Annotated in this window: 11 protein-coding genes and 3 pseudogenes; 9 read left to right on the top strand and 5 right to left on the bottom strand. The window is 47.9% G+C overall.

Annotated features, from left to right (window positions below):
- Nucleotides 1-145: 145 nt before the first annotated feature.
- The 4 genes from AC2A1E_RS14935 (at nt 146) to AC2A1E_RS14920 (ending at nt 5199) form a co-directional block, all read left to right on the top strand.
- The gene (locus AC2A1E_RS14935; RefSeq protein ID WP_484384407.1) at nt 146-2734 is read left to right on the top strand and encodes a fimbria/pilus outer membrane usher protein; all 2589 of its coding nucleotides are present in this window, start codon (nt 146-148) and stop codon (nt 2732-2734) included.
- Nucleotides 2735-2887: 153 nt separating this feature from the next.
- Nucleotides 2888-3496 carry a helix-turn-helix domain-containing protein gene (locus tag AC2A1E_RS14930; RefSeq protein WP_484384406.1) on the top strand — a complete coding sequence of 203 codons (609 nt, stop codon included), beginning with the start codon at nt 2888-2890 and terminating at the stop codon, nt 3494-3496.
- A 388-nt stretch (nt 3497-3884) separates the two neighbouring features.
- Nucleotides 3885-4760 (top strand): winged helix-turn-helix domain-containing protein, encoded by an 876-nt coding sequence (locus tag AC2A1E_RS14925; RefSeq protein ID WP_484384405.1) that lies wholly within the window; start codon nt 3885-3887, stop codon nt 4758-4760.
- Nucleotides 4741-5199, top strand: coding sequence for a hypothetical protein (locus tag AC2A1E_RS14920; RefSeq protein WP_484384404.1), 459 nt, complete (start codon nt 4741-4743; stop codon nt 5197-5199). The genes AC2A1E_RS14925 and AC2A1E_RS14920 overlap by 20 nt, the downstream gene beginning before the upstream one ends.
- Before the next feature lie 244 nt (nt 5200-5443).
- On the opposite strand, the pseudogene AC2A1E_RS14915 reads toward AC2A1E_RS14920, so the two are convergent.
- Nucleotides 5444-5554 (bottom strand): annotated as a pseudogene (locus AC2A1E_RS14915) (hypothetical protein); the annotation flags it as partial.
- A gap of 241 nt (nt 5555-5795) precedes the next feature.
- Here AC2A1E_RS14915 and AC2A1E_RS14910 point away from each other — a divergent pair.
- Nucleotides 5796-6971 carry an efflux RND transporter periplasmic adaptor subunit gene (locus AC2A1E_RS14910; protein ID WP_484384403.1) on the top strand — a complete coding sequence of 392 codons (1176 nt, stop codon included), beginning with the start codon at nt 5796-5798 and terminating at the stop codon, nt 6969-6971.
- Nucleotides 6968-10054 (top strand): efflux RND transporter permease subunit, encoded by a 3087-nt coding sequence (locus AC2A1E_RS14905; protein ID WP_484384402.1) that lies wholly within the window; start codon nt 6968-6970, stop codon nt 10052-10054. The genes AC2A1E_RS14910 and AC2A1E_RS14905 overlap by 4 nt, the downstream gene beginning before the upstream one ends.
- Before the next feature lie 33 nt (nt 10055-10087).
- Here AC2A1E_RS14905 and rhuM read toward each other — a convergent pair.
- From rhuM to AC2A1E_RS14890, 3 genes and pseudogenes are all read right to left on the bottom strand, one after another.
- A pseudogene (gene rhuM, locus AC2A1E_RS14900) lies at nt 10088-10813 on the bottom strand (RhuM family protein); the annotation flags it as partial.
- Nucleotides 10814-11130: 317 nt separating this feature from the next.
- Entirely contained in the window at nt 11131-13506 is a 2376-nt protein-coding gene (locus tag AC2A1E_RS14895; protein ID WP_484384401.1) for an AAA family ATPase, read from the bottom strand.
- Nucleotides 13507-13847: 341 nt separating this feature from the next.
- Nucleotides 13848-14780, bottom strand: coding sequence for a hypothetical protein (locus AC2A1E_RS14890; RefSeq protein ID WP_484384400.1), 933 nt, complete (start codon nt 14778-14780; stop codon nt 13848-13850).
- A 48-nt stretch (nt 14781-14828) separates the two neighbouring features.
- Here AC2A1E_RS14890 and AC2A1E_RS14885 point away from each other — a divergent pair.
- Nucleotides 14829-15358 (top strand): annotated as a pseudogene (locus AC2A1E_RS14885) (tyrosine-type recombinase/integrase); the annotation flags it as partial.
- Nucleotides 15359-15552: 194 nt separating this feature from the next.
- Here the strand turns inward: AC2A1E_RS14885 and cpxP are convergent.
- A complete protein-coding gene (cpxP, locus tag AC2A1E_RS14880) occupies nt 15553-16047 on the bottom strand; it encodes a cell-envelope stress modulator CpxP (protein WP_484384399.1) in 495 nt (164 codons plus the stop codon).
- 148 nt (nt 16048-16195) lie between these two features.
- Between cpxP and cpxR the strand changes: the two genes are divergently transcribed.
- Both cpxR and cpxA read left to right on the top strand, forming a co-directional pair.
- On the top strand, nt 16196-16894 hold the full coding sequence (cpxR, locus tag AC2A1E_RS14875) for an envelope stress response regulator transcription factor CpxR (protein ID WP_459400554.1): 699 nt from the start codon (nt 16196-16198) through the stop codon (nt 16892-16894).
- Nucleotides 16891-18261 carry an envelope stress sensor histidine kinase CpxA gene (cpxA, locus tag AC2A1E_RS14870; RefSeq protein ID WP_484384398.1) on the top strand — a complete coding sequence of 457 codons (1371 nt, stop codon included), beginning with the start codon at nt 16891-16893 and terminating at the stop codon, nt 18259-18261. The genes cpxR and cpxA overlap by 4 nt, the downstream gene beginning before the upstream one ends.
- The last annotated feature ends 13 nt before the right edge of the window (nt 18262-18274 follow it).

Genomic DNA, 18274 nt, shown 5'->3' with positions numbered 1-18274 from the left:
AATCAGATAACCGGCACCTTTGTTAATGACTATGGCGCGGTAAATACCTTTGATGCTGTCGTGAAATAAACCGCCAACATACATAAATATATTTATTCGACATTGTAGTCATTACTCAGGGAACAAGTTCTTGAAGGAATTTTATATGTCAAAACATTGGCAATGTGGCATCCAGAGCCGGCTTTCCCCTCTGGCCATCGCCATCTTATCGACTTTTTTCGTGGGCAACGCCAGTGCTGAAGTTGTGGTTAACCCGCCAAAAGAGCTGGCAAAGAATCTGGAGTTTGATGCTTCTTTCCTGAATCTTGATGATAGAAAATCGGTTGACCTTAGTCGCTTCGCGAACGGCTCTTCGGCGCTGCCTGGGGTGTATAAAACCGCTTTGTATGTTAACAACCAACTCGTGAGTAATACCGATATTGAGTTTAAGCCGCGGGAAGATAAATCCGTCTATCCGTGCCTGACCAGCGAAATTATTAAAAATATTACGTTCAATTACGAGAAATTGCCTGCAGATTTTCTAAGCCAACAAAGCGGTGGTGAATTGTGTATCGATCTGCAGCGTAAGCTGCCACAGGCACAGGTCAACTACGACAGTAATGAACAGCGGCTGGATATCGTTATTCCCCAGGTTTATATGCTTAACGCCGCTCGTGGTACCGTCAGCCCTGAATTATGGGATCGTGGCGTCCCGGCATTATTGCTCGGCTATAACGTCAATGGTTATACCAGCGAATCTCAAGGTAATACTTTCAGCTCAATATTCGCCGGAGTGAATGCCGGGCTGAACGTGAATGGCTGGTATTTACGGCATAATGGTTCCTATAACTGGACAGATAGCGGGCAGAAACAGTACAGCAATATCAATACTTATCTGCAACGCGATATTCCGCAGCTTATGGGTCGGATGCTAATCGGGCAAGCCAATACCCCTGGGCAGATTTTTGATACTTTGCCGTTCTCCGGTATTCAACTGGCCAGCGATGAGCGGATGTTGCCGGAATCCCTGCGTGGTTATGCGCCGGATATCCGAGGAATTGCCCGTACCAACGCCCGCGTTACCGTACGGCAGAACGGCCAGGTGCTGTATGAAACCACCGTAACGCCAGGGGAGTTCCTGATCAACGATCTGTACCCGACCGGGTACGGTGGAGATTTGGACGTCACCGTGCGTGAATCTGATGGCACTGAACAAACGTTCCGGGTCCCTTATGCGTCGGTCGCACAACTGCTGCGCCCAGGATCATCACGTTATGCCATTACCGCCGGTGAATTACGCAGCGATACTATCCGCGATAAACCCACACTGTATCAGGCCACTTACCAACGTGGGCTGACCAACGCCATTACCGGTTACGGTGGTCTGCAAGTCAGCCAAAACTATTATGCGTTGCAGTTGGGCGCAGCGGTCGGTCTGCCGGTTGGGGCAATGGCTTTCGACGTGACCCAGGCTCGTACGCATCTGGGGAAAGGCCCAGTGGCAGATGATAGCCGCTATCAACCAGATAATAGCCTCAGCGGACAAAGCTATCAGTTGAGCTATAGCAAGATGATCAATGAAACCAACAGTAACCTGTCGTTAGCAGCGTACCGCTTCTCTACCAGTGGTTATATGGATTTCATGACCGCGATGCAGACCCGTGATGCGGTAGCGAAAGGTTTTTCACCTGATTCCGTGTGGCGAGCCAAAAATCGATTCACCGTTACCGCTGGCCAGGGGCTACCCGAGGGTTGGGGGCAGTTGTATATCAGCGGATCGGTACAGAACTACTGGAACAAAGAGGGTACCGAGAAGCAGTACCAGGTGGGTTACAACAACAACTATAAAAGCCTGTCGTATGGCATCAGCATCAATCGCAGTTATTCCAGCCTGGGAACGACCCAGACTAACTATCTGCTGAGTTTCAGCCTGCCGTTGGGTCGTAATGACCAGATCCACACGCCTCAGTTGCGTATGGATTTGTCACATGACAACAGTGGACGTAATGGCCAGCAGGTCAGCGTGTCTGGTACCGCCGGGGTGGAAAATCAGTTGAGCTATGGCGTCACGGCGATGAATGCCAATCAGGGTGTGGGTTCCAGCGGGTCATTGAGTACCAATTACCGCAGTCCGTTCACGGCGCTGAGTGGAGCTTACAGCACGGGCAAAGGTTACCAGAGCGTTTCTGCCGGGCTTTATGGAACGGTGATTGGCCACTCTGGCGGTGTGACATTCACGCCATATACATCAGATACCTTCGCTCTGGTGGAAGCCAAAGGCGCACAAGGTGCCAGCGTATCATCTTATCCCGGCGTCAGAATCGACTCGCGCGGCTATGCGGTAGTGCCTTACCTCAATGCCTATCAGATGAACGAAGTCAGTATCGATCCGAATGGTATGCCAACAGACATTGAACTGGATAACACCAGCCAGAAGGTGGCGCCGTATTCTGGTGCGGTGGTGAAGGTGAAATATGATAGCAAACGGGGCATCCCGATCCTGATCATGACAACCTATCAGGGAGAACCCGTGCCGTTTGGCGCCAACGTTGTGGACGAGAAAGGTAATAGTGTCGGCTCAGTAGGGCAAGGGGGCCAACTGTATGCACGCGTGGCTGTAGAACAAGGACAGTTGCGCATCATATGGGGTGAAGACAGCGGCATGCAATGCAGCGTAAGGTACAGATTGCTGCCACAGGCGAAAGGCAGCCAGCAACAACTGATGCAGCGCTTCGACTCAGTCTGTCAGCCATAAAAGATAAGCCGTGCATACTGGCGACCCAAAGAGGTCGCCAGTATGTAGCGCTTTATTTCTAGAGAGCACTTCTTCATTCATTATTAATGAGTACAAGTTGTAACACAGATAAGAAATCACAAGGAATACTTGTATAATATTAAGGAGTTTTTTATGGTCGTTTATTTGATCACTGATGACAATTACTTTTTTATCGGCTTGCGGGCAGTTTTAAATAAAGAATTTTGCACCCTTAAATTAATCTCTCACAAAGATGCTTCATCTATTGATAGCAAAATAAAACATGAAGCCAGTGCGTTTGTTTTTCACACGTCACAATATGATTACTTACCCTATTCCCTTTTTTCATTTATGAATCATAGCGGTGGGATTGTTATCATCTCTCCTAAACACCTCATTAAATTCTATTCAAGCTTTAATTTTGGCCACGTCATCAATGAAAAGTCCGAGATAGAAGACATCAGCCAGGCTATTTCCAGCGTGTTACTAGGGAAAAAAATTTACCCTTACAATAATATAAAACTGACGAACAGTGAAAAAAACATACTATTGCACATTATGAACGGCCACAGCACGGCTTTTATTAGTGATTTCTTAGATATTTCAATAAAAACGGTCTATACACACAAGAGGAATGCACTGCATAAACTAGGCGCACGTAAAATCACCGATATTATCAGAACGCGAAAACCTATCAATAACCCTTCATTTATAGAAGACATGTCAATGTTTTTGACGGTTCAAAGCAGGCTTCGTTTATAATCCGAGGTTACCGGTTGCAAAATTGAAAACATACTCTGGAAATCAACAGGGTTTGTTGACATATTGCATTGGTGAATACAATGACCTTGACTAACACGCATAACTTATACCTCAGCGCTGTACTCGATCATAGAGTAGCGTGATTATTCCACAGGGTAGATAACGTAGGCTTCACACTCGCTCATCGCCCTCACCTCCTATTTCTTTCACCCGAATATAATATATGCGATAGGAACGTTCTTAATATGCGGTTAAGTTGCTCTAAAAACCTGCATAATACGAAAATCTTTTATTAAAATGCTAGTTCATCATGTGGTAAGTTCACACTTTCAAGCTACAATATTAATCAGTAGTACGAAAAATCCTAAAAACAACTACGTGACTGAAAATGAACAAAAAATTCATTATTAATAAGTCTATTTTTTTCTATCCTGATGAACATCGATTAGTCCCAGCAGATGGGAAAGGTTCAGAAATCACACTCAACCTGCCAGCCAGCAGATGCTTGCTGCTGCTCTTGCAAAAGCCAAATACCGTTATTAGCCAACAAGAGTTCTTTAAGCAGGTATGGGAAAACCAGAAACAATACGTCACCACCAATGCACTCTATCAGAATATCTCTTTGCTGCGGCGAGGGCTAAAATCTGCCGGATTGCATGGCAATATCATCCAGACTATCCCAAAAGAAGGGATAAAATTTTCTGGTACAGTAACATTTATTGAAGAAGAAATAGAATCTGACTTCGTCGCTGAAGAAACAGAATCTAAACCACCTACAGCCCCCCATAAGGCAGAAGATAGGACGGAAGAAAAACCAGAGGAGGCACAACTTTTAGCAGACAGTGAAAAACTATTTAGAGATGGAGTGGTGGCGTTACTGTCCAGTAAAATAAAACAACCATACACGATAATGCATCTCATTATAGTCAGTGCTTCACTTATATTCTTTTGGCTTACTTGCCAAAAGCTGTACCACAATGTCACGCGCACGTTGAACTACTTCTCTGCATACCACCAGATTGGAGAGGCTAACCAGTGTTTGGTATTTGCAAAAACAGCAAAAATGCCAAACAGCAACAGAGAGTATCTTTCTTTTATTAAGGAAAAAAAAATCTCGTGCGAACCCGGTCAGGTGGCTTACATCACCGCCAATACAGCGAATACCCGAATGTCAGTCCACATCTGTAACAAAAATTCGTCGGGTATCTCTTCGTGTTTAACACATTACTTTTTCGAATATAACGATGACCCCAAAATATCGTAATTTACTGTTATGGCTAGCATTCTTTGCAGTTATTTTTTCACCACTGCTGGCGAACGCTCTCTATAACTATCAAAACAGCCACTTCACCTGCTGGAATAAGGCTTATCTCCACAACCGTGACATCACCTACGATGCCTTGACGACATATTCAATGATGGGGAGCACAGGACAATTCAATTTTTTAGGGCAGCTCAGTGAGTCGGGTAAAAAAGCCTTGTACATAGAACAGCCAATTCCCTTTTTCTTCACCCAGGATCAGGGCAAGTCGTTCATGGTCTTCACGCCAGCGACGATCGCCGATTCGGTGAAAAAACTGCTGGAACCGATGGGCAGAAGGGAAAAGAAATGGAGTATGCCGATTGAAACCTATAGGGAAGGCAGAAAAATGATGGTACTGGAATCGGATGGGCTCCCGATTTATGTCTGTACCAGGATCTGACATGCAACCGCTGTAATCATCAAGAAAACGCCCAGTGATATTCCTTGGACATCAACTGACTACAGCTCAAGTGAGCTGCTTTTGTTCGGAGTGCTGGGCGGTATCAGCAGCGCTTATGGTCACATTGAAGAATAAACGCAGCTCACAGGATGCCATCACATGAAATGTATTAGCTCAGACCGAACTAACAGTTACCGACTATTTATACAGATCGCTGTCAGATCATATCTGACTTAAAATTTTCTCAGCCCAAATGCGTTTTCCACTGTAACAAACCGGCAATATCCTTTCCGCTCTCGGCTTCTTTTAAGCGGCACTGCTGCTCGGCAAACTGGGCATATCCCGTCTGCGCTTTAATCCGACTTAGATGCTGTATGCCAGACTACCTGATGCAGGTGTTTTACTCTTTCGTTATAGGGATAGTTTCTGAATACCTAAACGTGATTAAATTCACTTGGAGTACGATCTTGCCCTATGAGATAGCCTATGAGGTGTTGTTCTTGTAGAGGGAACTCTACGTGTGATTTAGAGATATTTCTTGGTTGCCGTAACGATTGATTCCTCGGATAATGTGACATAGCATCCTGATGAATTAAATGGATTTTTTAATCACCACCACTGGGTTGATAATTAAAATGACGTGGTACAAAAATAGAATTTTTCTCGGCGCTGCTGTCCTCATAATCGGTATCAGCACTTATTTTTTCTTTACAATAAGTGCAAACAAACCAGCCCAGAGTGATACTCCGCCAGAGAAACAGGCTGCACTTACCGTTAATATCGAAGCCCCCCAACAACAGAATTTGCCACGCCAAATCAACGCCAATGGTAATATTGCCGCCTGGCAGGAAGCGATTGTCAGTAGCGAGGCTGATGGGTTACGCCTGGCAGAAATTTACGTCAATGTCGGCGACCCTGTGCGTAAAGGCCAACTTCTTGCGCGTTTTGATCCCGAAACAGTCACCACTGACCTTGCCCAAGCAGAGGCTACCTTAGCAGAAGCTCAGGCAAATAAAGACGAAGCCAGCACTAATGCACAACGTGCACGCCAACTGAAAAATACCGGCGCACTCAGCGAATTGCAGATCGACCAATATCTCGCCGCCGATAAAACAGCACGTGCTCGCGTCCAACAAGCGAAAGCACAAGTCCAATATCAGCGGTTGCGCCTGGAAAAAACGCGCGTACTGGCCCCCGACGACGGTATTATCTCATCGCGCAGCGCAACGGTTGGTCACGTCGCCAACCGTGGCAACGAGTTATTCCGGCTGATCCGTCAAGAGCGCCTGGAATGGCGCGCAGAACTGACCGCAGCAGAATTACCCTACCTCAAACCAGGTATGAGTGCCGTCTTGCGCACCACAGCAGGAACCGAGCTCACTGGCCGCATCCGCGCACTGGCCCCTGCACTCGATCTGCAAACTCGCAACGCCATCGTCTATGTCGATATCAACCCAACGCAACAGCAACAGCTCGGGGTAAAAGCGGGTATGTTTGCCCAAGGGGCGTTCCACGTCGGTGAAATATCGGCGCTCACCGTTTCACAATCCGCTCTCGTCTCACGCGAAGGATTTCACTACCTTTTTGCTGTTGATGAAGCGGGCAACGTCAGCGAAATTAAAGTCGAAGTTGGTCAGTTATATCAGGGGCGGTTTGAGATCCTCACCGGCCTGCGGCCTGATATGCGCATCGTTACCCGCGGCGCCAGTTTCCTCAATCACGGCGAAAGAGTGCGCGTTAACCCCCTCCCTACAGGGGAAACAGCACAATGAATCTCTCTACCTGGTCTATACGTAATCCCATCCCCGCGGCTATGTTGTTTGTGCTACTCACCGTCGCTGGGATCATCAGTTTCCGTAGTATGAAGATCCAACAGTTTCCTGATATCGAGTTACCGATGGTCACCGTCAGCGCCGCCTTGCCGGGCGCTTCGCCGGAACAGTTGGAAAACGACGTGGCGCGCAAACTGGAGGACTCCGTTGCTTCCCTGCAGGGGCTAAAACACACCTATACCAAGATCTCCGAAGGCAGCGTGGTTATGACGCTGGAATTTCAGCTGGAGAAACCTGTCCAGGAAGCCGTGGATGATACTCGTTCGGCAGTACAGGGGGTGCGCTCTGACCTGCCCAGCGATGTCCGTGATCCTGTTGTACAACGCGTCAATCTGACCGGAACGCCTGTGCTGGTGTATGCGGTGCGCTCAGAACATTTGGACGAAGAAGCACTGTCATGGTTTGTGGATAACAAACTGGTGCGCAACTTGCAGGCGATCCGCGGCGTCGGGGCCGTCAAACGAGTCGGGGGCGTCAATCGTCAGGTCCAGGTCGTGCTCGATCCGTTAAAGCTACAAAGCCTGGGGCTGAGCGCGGCACAAATCTCGCAACAATTGCGTTTAGTGCAGCAGGATGCCCCCAGTGGACGAGCCGAACTCGGCAACAGCGAACAGACTATCCGCACCCTGGGAGGGCAACACTCCGCCAAGGAGATCGCTGCACTACAGATCCCGCTTACCGATGGGCGCTACGTTAGCCTCGATCAACTCGCTACCGTCACCGACACCGTGGCTGAAGTCCGCGCTTCTGCCTTTGTTGACGGTAAGCCAGTCGTTGGATTTGAGATCGTGCGTAGCCGTGGGGAGAGCGAGGTAGAAGTTGGCGACGCCGTGGAAAAAGCGTTGGAGAAAATTAAGGCAGAATACCCGCATCTGATTTTCACCCAAGCATTTGACTTCGTCAGCCCAGTCAAAGCGGAGTACAACTCATCACTCAATCTGCTGTATGAAGGCGCGCTGTTGGCGGTGTTGGTCGTGTGGTTTTTCCTGCGCGAATGGCGGGCTACGTTTATTTCGGCAGTGGCGCTGCCCATGTCGGTGATCCCGGCTTTTTTTGGTATGGCTTTGCTGGGGTTTTCGATCAATGTGATCAGTCTGCTGGCACTGTCGTTGGTGATCGGGGTTCTGGTTGATGACGCGATTGTCGAGATCGAAAACATCGTGCGCCACTTGCGCAATGGTAAAACCCCTTATGAAGCTGCGATGGAAGCCGCTGATGAGATTGGCTTAGCGGTAATTGCCACCACGTTTACACTGATCGCCGTTTTCCTTCCTACGGCGTTTATGAGCGGTATTGCAGGCAAATTTTTCAAAGAGTTTGGTTGGACGGCGTCGATCGCCGTTTTTGCTTCGCTGGTCGTTGCGCGCATTCTTACGCCAATGATGGCCGCTTATATGCTCAAGCCCCTGGTGGCAAGCGATCGCGATCCGGCCTGGCTCACCCGTTATTTACGCATCGTCAACTGGTGTACTCATCATAAGGTCAAAACGCTGCTTTCTGTCGGGCTATTCTTTATTGCATCGCTGATGTTGATCCCCCTGCTACCTTCTGGATTTATGCCGCCGGATGATAACTCACAAACTCAAGTTTTTGTTGAGCTGCCGCCAGGATCGACGTTAACCCAGACTGAGGCGATGGCTGAACAGACTCGTCAGTTGCTCCGTCAGGTACCTGAAATACGCAGCGTCTATACCACTATTGGTGCCGGAAGTGCGGGAAGCGATCCCTTCTCCTCCGCCCTGATGGAGCCGCGCAATGCGACCTTGACCATCCAACTCATTGAGCGCAATGAGAGGGAGCGTAAACAACATATTGAAGCACGCATCCGCAATCTATTGGCACAACTGCCCGGGGTGCGTACCAAAGTAGGCCTAGGTGCATCTGGAGAGAAATATATTCTGGTGCTGAGTGGCGAAGATCCGCACAGTCTGACGTCCGCCCAACAAGCGGTACTGCGCGATTTGCGCACTATTCCAGGGTTGGGAAATATCGCGTCTACCGCCAGCCTCGTCCGGCCAGAAGTGGTCATTCGTCCTGATTTTGCCCGCGCAGCCGATCTGGGGGTCAGCAGTGCCGCTATCGGAGAAACACTGCGGGTCGCCACGTTGGGGGACTATGACATGTCGTTGCCAAAGCTGAATTTGCCCCAAAGGCAACTGGACATCGTGGTGAAACTGGATGATGCAGCACGGCAAGATATCGAAACATTAAAACGTCTTATTATCCCCGGTACCAGAGGCCCGGTGATGCTCAGCCAGGTTGCCGATATCGCGATCGCAAGCGGGCCTGCGATGATCAACCGCTACGATCGCTCACGCAATATCAATCTGGAGATCGAACTTTCCGGTGTTCCGTTAGGTACCGTGGTAAATGAGGTTAAAAAACTCCCCTCAATACAGAATTTGCCTGCCGGGGTGAGTGTGGTGGAAGTAGGCGATGCTGAAACCATGGGTGAACTCTTTGCCAGCTTTGGGTTAGCCATGCTGATCGGTATCCTCTGTATTTACATCGTGTTGGTGCTGTTGTTCAAACATTTCCTACACCCGGTGACCATCCTTGCCGCACTGCCTTTCTCTTTGGGCGGTGCCTTCGTCGGCCTGTTGGTCGCTGGGCAAAGCTTATCAATGCCTTCGCTGATTGGCCTGATTATGCTGATGGGGATTGCCACAAAGAACTCTATTCTGCTGGTGGAGTACGCTATTGTGGCGCGGCGTGGCAATGATGGCAGCGACGGGCGGCCAGTCGTTGCTGCCAAACCACGTCAAGAGGCGCTGATGGATGCCTGCCATAAACGTGCGCGCCCGATCATCATGACCACCGTTGCCATGGGCGCAGGTATGTTGCCAATTGCGATAGGGCTGGGCAATGCTGACCCCAGCTTCCGTTCACCGATGGCCATTGCCGTGATTGGCGGTTTGTTGACCTCGACCGTGCTGAGCCTGCTGGTGATCCCAGCGATATTTTTATACGTTGATGACTTTAGCCAGTGGTGTTACCGCACATTCATTAAAAAACCGTCTTAGCCACGGATGAAAGCGGGTCATTGAATGGCCCGCTCAGATCATGGTGCCAGTTTTCCACTGTAGCAAACCGGCGATATCCTTATTCCCCTTCAGCTTCTTTAAAGCGGCGTTGCTGCTCAGCAAATTGGATGTTTTCAGCCTGTGCTTTTTCATCTGCCATTTTCTTACTGACCGTCCTGCGCCTTGTAGAACCTCGCGGTCATTAAATTGCAGGAACTGATCCCACTTTTCCTGCCTGTCACGCAGGAACACCTGCTGGCGACGCCGGGCCTGATCTTCGGCAAAATCCAGCCACATGTTAACCACGCGGTTGAGTTCACTGACTTTATCCTGATTGAGGTAGTTTTTCGCCACGTCACATCGCTTTTACGCGCCTCTTCGCCTTTATAGCTGCTCAAGCCTATATGGGGTTGACTGACATCAGCACGCTGATAGATCAGTTCGGCAGCAGTATGACTGGTACAGGCAAAGTGCAGTTTATTCTGGATGGTTTGAAAAAACAGCGTTGTCTCTTTGAGTGAAGACTGGTAGTCGGCGGCTAACGCAAAGATCTCCCAAACACGCAAATAAACCCGCCGTTCGCTGGTACGAATATTACGGATGCGTTCTAGCAGAAGTAGTCAGGTACAGTTGATGAACCAACAGGAGGGTTTTTAAGCCGCTCATCGTCCATCATGAAACCTTTGATCAAGTATTCCTGGAGCGTTTGGGTGCCCACTGGCGAAATTGGGTGCCTCTGGTAGAACGAACGCAGTACTTTGTCATGAGCCTGACCTTTGCGCGAACGTTAAGCCCCAGCTCACGGGGGGCTAATCGACCAACTCACGGCCTGCTCGACCAGTTAAAGCCAGGGCAGAAACAATACGCCCTGGACTTGTTGCAAGCGACCTAACCAGTACCCCCCGAAAATATCGGGGGTTTTCTTTTCCACTTGAATCGTTTTAAGTGCCTTCTGGCTATGTGCCTTCTATTCTCACAGCCCACGCCTTAACTCGCAGAATAATGACCGACACTGGTATCTCTTCTATCCGGCTAGTGCGGCCCCTAGTAGTATCCATAGAGCGTAACTCAATAATTTAAAATGTCTGATCTGGACTTCCTATGCTGACTAAAAATGAGCTATATTGCTCTGGATCTTTTTCACGTATTTTCTTTAGTATAAACTGTGCTGACTTCTTCATTTCAGGCACATCAATAGGAGTCATGCTGCGTTCAAACACACCTGAAAGGTGTGAGTATTCATTATTAACCCTTTCAGTTAAGGTTGTTGCAATGGGGTCGCACCCAAAGAACTTGGATAATTTATAACTACCGTTTTCCACAGCGTCCGGGTATTTGAAGTATAGAAACGCCTCCAAAAACTTCCTGGCATTGTTAGCATAACTGTAATAACAATCATGGTTATCATCAACACTCTGTAAATCAGCATTTGCGCACTTAAAAACCTGGTGAAATAAGTAATTAAACTCTGTCACATAGTTTCTTAAGTAATTTGGCATCAATTTTATTTCACTTTCCTCTTTTGCCCTTTCTATTAAGAAAAATTCCTGTGGTAATTTAGCACCCAACTTGTCCTTATGTGATATTCGCTTTAAGTATTTTAAAAAATCCAAGTTATGTGTGGAAATGAAAATCTGTTCAAAATCACCCTCTAAAATCAACTTTATATTTATTATGCTGTAAATAAAAAATATATGGTTACTGTCAAGGCTTGATATAGGATCGTCTATATATATTATTGGTGAGAAGCCTTTAGTTTCAATGTCCTCTAACTTTGCCATAAAGTAACAAAATGCCAGTAAGCTACACTCCCCCTCGCTAAGGTGATGTGCTTTACTATTATTCCTGATTACTTCGAACTTATAAATACTACCTTCCATTATAGGTTTTAATGATAGAGCTTGATGTCCAAAAAAGTCATGTAGCAATTTATTTACGCCATCAGCTCCTTTAGATTCATCTTTCAACTGCGCCTTTAGCTCACTAATTTTACTCTCTATTCCAAGCTTGCTTGTTTTTAATGCATTGAGAGGAACGCTAGATTCTATTTCCATCGTCTTTAGTTGAGCAATCTTTTCAATTGCCTCTAAATACTTTATATCTATCGTAAATTTATAGACCTCATTTAATCGCAATGTATCTTTTGCTTTTGATTTCTCATTACTTAACCTACTAGTCAGGTTGTTTGAACTTTTTATTATTTCATTTAATTTAGATATTGAAGAATCAATGCGCTCCTCTATATCTATGATCGAACTAGGCTCTATAGATGAAGATATGGACTTCTCTCTTTTCTTTAAATCAGATATTAGAACGCTAAAGTTACCCTCTTGTTTTTTAAACAACGCATCTATAGAGTTCCCAATTTCTGACACTTCGGTGGCGTATGTAGAGTAGAAACCATTCAAATCAACTTTAAAACCGTGTATTACTTTATCTCTCGCTTGTTCTATTTCTTTAATTAAACTCTTTATTTCACCTCTTAGACTTTCTGACTCCTTATTAAAATGCTCCTCTAATTTCACCCATAATTCGCTCTGCAACACTGAACCGCAAAATGCGCAGTTTTCCCGAATATCTTTATGAAGTGCTCTACCTTGATTAACCCATCTTTCTAGTAACTCATCCTTTAATAGTTCATTTATAGGGTTGCTTATATTAATTTTCCTGCGTAGTGCCTCATCCGTCTTATCGCTAAATGACTTGAAATTTAAAACTGGAGATCTTATCTCTTCCATTTTCGTTTTTATATTTTCCTTAAGAAGACTTTTAAGTTCGTGAGCGGTATTTTCAGATATAGGTTTATATGACTCAGACAGGACTATAGCTCTATCAGCCTTGAGCTTTACAATCGTATAATTAGGATCTCCGTATACTTCGCTATATTTTATTCCGGATTTTCTATTCAGCGCTTTCTCTGAAGACTTATCATTAATATCATCAACTGCCTGGGCGTGTTTTCTCTTATTCTCTACATAAACTCTATTTTTATTTTCAATCTCCCATAACAGACCTTTTTTCTCTTCTATTGAGCCTAAAACATCCTCAAGCCCTAGTATTTCGGATTCAACCCTATTATTGTTCTCTCCTAGTATTGCAAAAGAATTTATGTCCTCATCTGGATTTACTATAAATTTTAAATTTTCTCGTATGAAATCCTCATTAAACACTCTGATTTTTACTTGAGAGTTTGAGATATCATTCTGCGTGAGAATCGAACTATCCTGCATAACCACTTGGAACTTTGGATTAAAATATTTCTCTGAAATAAAACCCGTCTCAAATGACCTGAATATTCTTGATAAGGTTGTTTTTCCTGAATAATTTCGCCCGTAAAAAATATTCACTTTCTTAAATTCAGCCACATTGCCGTCTTTGTTTTTTACCGAATTATTCCATTGGTAGTTATTGAAAACTGCCAAATTATTAATTGATTGTATTTTCTTAAACATTGATCATTCCTCGCTTATATTTTTACCGACAGACATTCCATTATTAATAATAACCATTGTAAACAATTAACATCTTCATTCTTAGCTTACGGTAAAAACCGCTCATTCAACCCTTTCTACTTTACATGTATATCAACAACATGTGTTTATCAACTAATTCTATATTAGCTGTATATAATATTATTCTCGCATAACCTTCAATTTGTCTTACTAGTGCTATATGCTCTTGCACTTTACTGCATTTATCATTCTATTTACTTCTGCGCTAATGGGGACTTTTGTTGTATTGCATTTTTTCCACCTCGGAAAAAACTAACAATTAACCAGGAAAATCTTCTATATCAGCGACCATTTCGGGAACGAGGATATGCAGCTTGACGCAGTACCTCCACTTGGGCCAGCAACTTGGCTCCGTTACTTTCCGCTTTTGCTGTCTGAATAATCAGAGTGCCTTCCGCCGTTCCGCGCATCAATCCATTTTTCGTGCCAATAACCTGCCCCATGGCCAACCGGCGCAATCCAGCGCGGCTGATATCGAGCCCAATTGAGCGGGCGAAATCCTCCAGTTTGGCGATCTGCTCGTCAATTTCAGGGGAGAGCGCTCGCTCCCCTTGTGTTGGTGGGCGTTTCTTGGCTGAGATTCGGTTATCTGGCGGCTGTTCTCGCAATCGGTGGAGAAGCTGCCGACGCTGATGCGGGGTTAATACCGCAAAATCAGTAATAGTTTCTGGCTCTGCATTCGGTGTTTTGCTGGTTGTATTCTGCACAGGCGGACAGTTATTGCCACGAGTCCAAGGGGCGGCGGAACCGCCCTGACTGTCAAGGTCAACCCCCTGACGCCCGACTGCGCCGGTCGTGGATTTGGTTTTACGTACTCGCTGCCAATTTTCCGTATGGGTGCAGATGCGCGAATCCGTGCCAAGTTGTGGCGACCAGACACCGTAAATCTGCATGTTGATTTCACCGTAATCGTTCGGCTTGTCGGCTTCGTTGTAGGCCGTGCGCACGATGTGATTGCTACGCGGTGACAGGACGCCGCACTGTTTGATGATGTACGTTGCAATGCAACCCACGTCAGCGGCAGATAACACATCATCCATCGCCTTATCGATTAGCCGGGGGTGTTTCTTTCCGGTGATCCCCTTACGGGCCATCTGGCTAGCCAGCAAGCGCAATTCACGATAGGTCTGCCGGGAGGGAATACCAAAAAATTGAAATTGGCGGACACGATGCAGTGACGCCCAACCGATGGCATGTTCCACGGTATCCGCCATGCTTTTGCCGCTTTCATGATCGATAGGTAATTCGCCGGTTTTGCGGTCGGATTACCACCACTGGCCGAGCGAAATCCGAGCATAACGTTTCTCGACACAGAGGAAATCGGGTTGTTACTGTCGTTTTTAGGCGGGGATTAAAGGTTGATTGCGCTGCTGTGTTTAAGCACTGGCGGGCGTTGGGGGGAAGTTAGCACACTAACCCGGATGCAGATCGTTAACGGGCGCGTGACGTTCCTAGAGACCAAAAACGGTAAAAAGCGAATTGTACCGATTTCCCCGGAACTCGAAAAGGAAGTGAAAGCCTAGGCAAGCGCGACGTTATTCAAGGTCGATTATGAGAAGTTCTGCATAAAACTGCGGGAAATCAAACCGGACCGACCGCGCGGCCAAGCCACACACGGCTTACGCCATACGTTTGCAAGTCACTTTATGATGAATGGCGGCAATATCATTGCGCTACAGCAGATCCTTGGTCACGCCAACATTCAGCAGACAATGCCTATGCACACCTGGCCCCGGACTATCTGCAAAATGCGGTGATGTTGAACCCGCTAAAAGGGGGATTACGTGTTTAATCGCGTCCATCAAGTGCCCAAAAACGTTCTAAAGCGTCCATTTTCAGGAGCATTTTAAAACGGCGGAAACCCTTAGCGCTCTTTATAAGGTGCTGTTTAAAAAAAGAATAAATCGTAATTTACTGATAAAAAAAACCCGCCGTTTAAGGCGGGGAAGACAGGGATGGTGTCTATGGCAAGGAAAAAACAGGGGACTACTCAGTCGTACTCAACTTCTGGGCAGAAGTTTGCTGCAAACCAGAAATTTGTTGCTCCATCTGCTGCATGCGCTGCTGATGTTTCTGGCCTAAAACACTTTTTTGCTCTGGCGTCAGCAGGTTATACATCTGGTTGCGTATGCGGGCCATTTCGACCTGGCGCTTAACCTGTTCCTGAGCCATCTTTTCCGCCTGGGCATAAACGGCGGCTTCATCAAATTTGTCTGCGATCACCAGCCGATGCATGGTTTCAATTTCTGCGACCTTAACATCGAGCAAATCGTAGCGAGCCAATCGCATTAAATCGCGCATTTGCTGGCGCTGTTGTTCGGTCAGGCTGATACCCTCAAACATGTGGTATTGGCCGGGTGTTCTGATCATCGCATCATTGGCAGGAGCTTGAGCAGTTTCCGGTGTAGTATCGGCAGCAAAGGCAGCGGAAGAACCCATCGCCAACATTGATGCCATCGCTACTGCGGTAAACTTACGCATTTTCACTCCTCAAGCATTCTCTCTTTGCGAATCAACGAGGAACAGTGTACTGCTGCACCTGCAAACATGCGTCAGTGCATGTAAAACTACGTAAAGTCATGGAATGTCAACAGTTGATGACGTATTTTGCGTCAGGAGGTAAATCATAATGAACAAAATTCTGTTAGTTGACGATGACCGCGAGTTAACCTCGCTGCTGAAAGAACTGCTTGAAATGGAAGGCTTTAACATCGTCGTGGCCCACGACGGTGAACAGGCGTTGTCGTTACTGGACAGCTCCATCGATCTACTGTTGCTCGATATCATGATGCCGAAGAAAAACGGTATCGATACGTTGAAAGAACTGCGCCAGCATCACCAAACTCCGGTGATCATGCTGACCGCGCGTGGCAGCGAACTAGACCGGGTGCTTGGCCTGGAATTGGGTGCCGATGACTATCTGGCGAAACCCTTTAACGATCGCGAACTGGTGGCCCGCATCCGCGCCATTCTGCGCCGTTCCAACTGGAGCGAACAACAGCAGAATGTCGATACCAGCGCCCCTACGCTGGACGTAGACGGCCTGCAGCTCAACCCTGGCCGCCAAGAGGCAACTTTTGACGGACATGCTCTCGATCTCACTGGTACCGAATTTACCCTGCTCTACCTGCTGGCACAGCATCTCGGCCAGGTTGTCTCACGTGAATTACTGAGCCAGGAAGTGTTGGGCAAACGCCTGACGCCGTTTGACCGCGCCATTGACATGCACATTTCCAACCTGCGGCGTAAGCTGCCGGATCGCAAAGACGGCCATCCATGGTTCAAAACCCTGCGTGGACGGGGCTATTTGATGGTATCAGCAACATGATCAACAGTTTGACGGCACGCATCTTCGCCATTTTCTGGTTCACGTTAGCCTTGGTGCTGATGTTGGTGTTGATGGTGCCGAAACTCGACTCCCGCCAGATCACCTCGCTGCTGGACAGCGAGCAGCGGCAGGGGTTGATGCTGGAACAACACGTCGAGGCCGAGTTGCAAAACGATCCGGCCAACGATCTAATGTGGTGGCGCCGCCTGTTTCGCGCTATCGATAAGTGGGCTCCCCCAGGCCAGCGCCTGATTCTGGTCACCAGCGAAGGGCGGGTGATTGGTGCCCAGCGCAACGAAATGCAGATTGTGCGCAACTTTATCGGCCAGTCGGATAACGCAGATTTCCCGAAAAAGAAAAAATATGGCCGTGTTGAGCTGGTCGGCCCGTTCTCGGTGCGCGATGGCGAAGACAACTATCAGCTGTACCTGATCCGCCCGGCGAACAGCCCGCAATCCGATTTTATCAACCTGATGTTTGACCGCCCGCTGCTGCTGCTGATCGTTACCATGCTGATCAGCGCCCCACTACTGTTGTGGCTGGCCTGGAGCCTGGCGAAACCGGCACGTAAGCTGAAAAATGCCGCCGACGATGTGGCACGCGGTAACCTGAAACAGCATCCAGAACTGGAATCTGGCCCGCAGGAATTCCTTGCCACCGGTGCCAGTTTCAACCAGATGGTGAGCGCGCTCGAAAGAATGATGACGGCCCAGCAACGGCTGATTTCCGATATCTCCCATGAACTGCGTACCCCGTTAACGCGTCTGCAATTGGCAACGGCTTTGATGCGCCGCCGCCACGGCGAAGGGCACGAACTGGCGCGTATTGAAACCGAAGCCCAACGATTGGATTCGATGATCAACGATCTGCTGATCCTGTCGCGTGGGCAGCAGAAAAGCGAACTGGTGCGCGAACTGCTGAAAGCGAACGAACTGTGGGCCGAAGTGCTGGACAATGCCCGCTTTGAAGCCGAACAGATGGGTAAGCATCTGGAGGTCACTTCCCCTCCTGGCCCTTGGACGATTTACGGCAACGCAGGGGCGCTGGACAGCGCGCTGGAAAATATTGTTCGTAACGCCCTGCGTTACTCGCATACGCGCATTACGGTGGCATTCAGCGCCGATAATCAGGGGGTCACCATCGTGGTCGATGACGATGGCCCTGGCGTCAGCCCGGAAGATCGCGAGCAAATCTTCCGTCCGTTCTACCGCACCGATGAAGCCCGCGATCGTGAATCCGGCGGCACCGGCCTGGGGCTGGCAATCGTCGAGGCAGCCGTCAACCAGCATCGCGGCTGGGTGAAGGCCGAAGACAGCCCGTTGGGTGGTTTGCGCCTGGTACTGTGGTTGCCGCTGCATCAGCGTTAATCGCCAGCACGCC

The sequence above is a fragment of the Serratia sp. HNCC26DJ206 genome, assembly GCF_057180605.1.
This window is presented reverse-complemented; position numbering and strand designations above follow the sequence as displayed.

Excerpts from the sequence above, each read along its gene's own strand:
- AC2A1E_RS14930 (WP_484384406.1), top strand. The coding sequence starts at position 2,888 with ATGGTCGTTTATTTGATCACTGATGACAATTACTTTTTTATCGGCTTG.
- AC2A1E_RS14920 (WP_484384404.1), top strand. The coding sequence starts at position 4,741 with ATGACCCCAAAATATCGTAATTTACTGTTATGGCTAGCATTCTTTGCA.
- AC2A1E_RS14895 (WP_484384401.1), bottom strand. The coding sequence starts at position 13,506 with ATGTTTAAGAAAATACAATCAATTAATAATTTGGCAGTTTTCAATAAC.
- AC2A1E_RS14910 (WP_484384403.1), top strand. The coding sequence starts at position 5,796 with ATGGATTTTTTAATCACCACCACTGGGTTGATAATTAAAATGACGTGG.
- cpxR (WP_459400554.1), top strand. The coding sequence starts at position 16,196 with ATGAACAAAATTCTGTTAGTTGACGATGACCGCGAGTTAACCTCGCTG.
- AC2A1E_RS14890 (WP_484384400.1), bottom strand. The coding sequence starts at position 14,780 with ATGGCGGATACCGTGGAACATGCCATCGGTTGGGCGTCACTGCATCGT.
- cpxA (WP_484384398.1), top strand. The coding sequence starts at position 16,891 with ATGATCAACAGTTTGACGGCACGCATCTTCGCCATTTTCTGGTTCACG.
- cpxP (WP_484384399.1), bottom strand. The coding sequence starts at position 16,047 with ATGCGTAAGTTTACCGCAGTAGCGATGGCATCAATGTTGGCGATGGGT.
- AC2A1E_RS14905 (WP_484384402.1), top strand. The coding sequence starts at position 6,968 with ATGAATCTCTCTACCTGGTCTATACGTAATCCCATCCCCGCGGCTATG.
- AC2A1E_RS14925 (WP_484384405.1), top strand. The coding sequence starts at position 3,885 with ATGAACAAAAAATTCATTATTAATAAGTCTATTTTTTTCTATCCTGAT.
- AC2A1E_RS14935 (WP_484384407.1), top strand. The coding sequence starts at position 146 with ATGTCAAAACATTGGCAATGTGGCATCCAGAGCCGGCTTTCCCCTCTG.